The 2,262-nt window shown below is 72.1% G+C and carries 1 protein-coding gene and 1 pseudogene; both read left to right on the top strand.

Going from position 1 to position 2,262, the window contains the following annotated elements; all coding sequences use genetic code 11:
• Window positions 1–844, top strand: a pseudogene (locus tag AC2W7M_RS24080) (hypothetical protein); the annotation flags it as partial.
• Window positions 784–2,262, top strand: a 1,479-nt coding sequence (locus AC2W7M_RS24075; RefSeq protein ID WP_486135512.1) for a DEAD/DEAH box helicase, incomplete at its 3' end; no start/stop codon positions are given. The pseudogene AC2W7M_RS24080 and the gene AC2W7M_RS24075, both read left to right, overlap by 61 nt.

The following is a 2,262-nucleotide window of genomic DNA, read 5'->3' as shown; positions in this document are numbered from 1 at the left end:
CGCGGCCGCGGGCGGGCTCGCCGCCGCCTTCGACGGCTTCCTGGAGGCGCTCGGCCTGCCGTCGCGGCCGGATGCGGGGCTGCCGGAGATCGAGCGCTTCGAGGCCTTCGCAGCGGCGCTGGATGCCTGTGCGGCGGCGGATCATTCGGTGGTGTTCGACCCCGATTTCGACGCGCTGGCGCCGGCGCTGCGCGCGCTCGGCGAGAGCGTGTCCGGGGCGAAGGGGGCGGAGGCCCGGCTGGTCGGGCATTTCGCCCGCGAGGAGATGGTGCGCATCCCGCTGGACGACCTGGAGCGCGACTGGCGCGCCGCCGCCGCGTCCGCCTGGCCGCTGCGCGTCACCCGGCTCGCCAAGGTGCGCAACCTGCTGGCCACCTATGCCGCCTCCGGCAAGCCCGAACCGCAGGAGGTGCTGCCGATCCTGCGCCGCCTCAAGGGCCACCTCGACGACATCGCCGCCAATCCGCTCGCGGGCGGAAAGCTCGGCTTTGCCGGCCTCGACAGCGACATTCCCGCCATGGCGGCGCATCTTTCGCGCTGCGCCGAGCTGCGCCGGGCCTTCTCCGAACTGCCGCTCGACGATGCGGAGGCGCAGGAGGCGATCGATGCCTTCGCGGCCGTCGCCATGGCCGGCGAGGACCGCTACGGCGTGCGCCCGGCGGCCGATGCCCTGCGCGCCGCCATGGACGCCTTCGCCGCCGCCGGGCGCGCCTTCACCGACGCGGCGGGCTGCGACCCGGCGGCCATCATGCCGCGCGATCGCTCGGCGAACTGGCCGGGGCGATGGACGAGATCGAAGCCGCCCAGACCGCGCTCGCCGACTGGAGCAGCTGGTGCGCGGTGAAGCACCGCGCCACGGAAGCCGGGCTCGGCCCCCTGGTGGAGGCGCTGGAGGCGGGACGTCTGTCGCCCGACTTCATGGGCTCGGCCTTCCGTCTCGCTTATGCCCGCTGGTGGGCGCCGCTGGTGCTCGATGCCGTCCCGGCTTTGCGCGAGTTCCGCCGCTTCAAGCACGAGCACGCCATCGGCGACTTCCGGGCCCTGGACGATTTCGTGCGCGGGCAGGCGAGCGCGCGCGTGCGCCACCGCATCGCCCACGGGCTGCCGCCGGCGCACGGCGTGCCGCGCAATTCGGAGCTCGGCCTCCTCAATCATCAGATGGCGCTCAAGCGGCCGAGCAAGTCGATCCGCGAGATGATCGCCGCCATGCCGCAGAGCTTCCCGAAGCTCGCGCCCTGCCTGCTCATGTCGCCGCTCTCCATCGCCCAGTATCTGCCGCCCGCCCACCCGCTGTTCGACGTGGTGATCTTCGACGAGGCCTCGCAGATCACCACCTGGGACGCGGTGGGCGCGATCGCGCGGGCGCGCCAGACGGTGATCGTCGGCGATCCCAAGCAGCTCCCGCCCACCAATTTCTTCGCCCGCAACGAGGAGGACGACGCGGAGATCGAGGACCACCAGAAGGACCTGGAGAGCATCCTCGACGAGGCCCGCACCAGCGGCCTGCCGGTGCGCTATCTGACCTGGCACTACCGCAGCCGCGACGAGAGCCTGATCGCCTTCTCAAACGGGGCCTATTACGGCAACCGGCTCGTCACCTTCCCGGCCCCCGAGACGGGGCGGCGCGCGGTGCAGCTGAAGCGCGTGCCCGAGGGCGTCTATGTGGGCGGCCAAAGCGGCAGCCGCACCAATCCGCTGGAAGCGCGCGCGGTGGCGGATGAGGCGGCGGCGCGCATGCGCGCGGCGCTCGATCTGCCGGAAAAGGCGCGCCCGACGCTCGGCATCATCACCTTCAACCTGCCGCAGCAGGCGCTGATCCAGGACCTGCTGGACAAGGCGCGGCGCGATGATCCGGCGCTCGAATGGTTCTTCTCCGAGGACCGCTTCGAGCCCACCATCGTCAAGAACCTGGAGAACGTGCAGGGCGACGAGCGCGACGTGATCCTGTTTTCCATCACCTACACCAAGGACGCCGCTGGCGTGCGGCGCATGAATTTCGGCGCCCTCAACCGCGACGGCGGCGAGCGCCGCCTCAACGTCGCCATCACCCGCGCCCGGCAGGAAATGCTGGTGTTCTCCGGCACCGAAGCCGAGCATCTCGACCTGTCGCGAACCGCGGCGCTGGGCGTGCGCCACCTCAAGGCGTTCCTCGACTATGCCGCGCGCGGGCCGGCGGCGCTGGCGCGCCCGACCGTGGCTCGGTGGGCGCGGCCGAATCCCCGTTCGAGGAGGCGGTGGCGATCGCGCTCGCGCGCGCGGTGG

Source organism: Xanthobacter sp. BG11Y11_SDJG (genome assembly GCF_057364445.1).
Note: the sequence above shows the minus strand (reverse complement) of the source record. Positions and strands in the feature narration are given on the sequence as shown.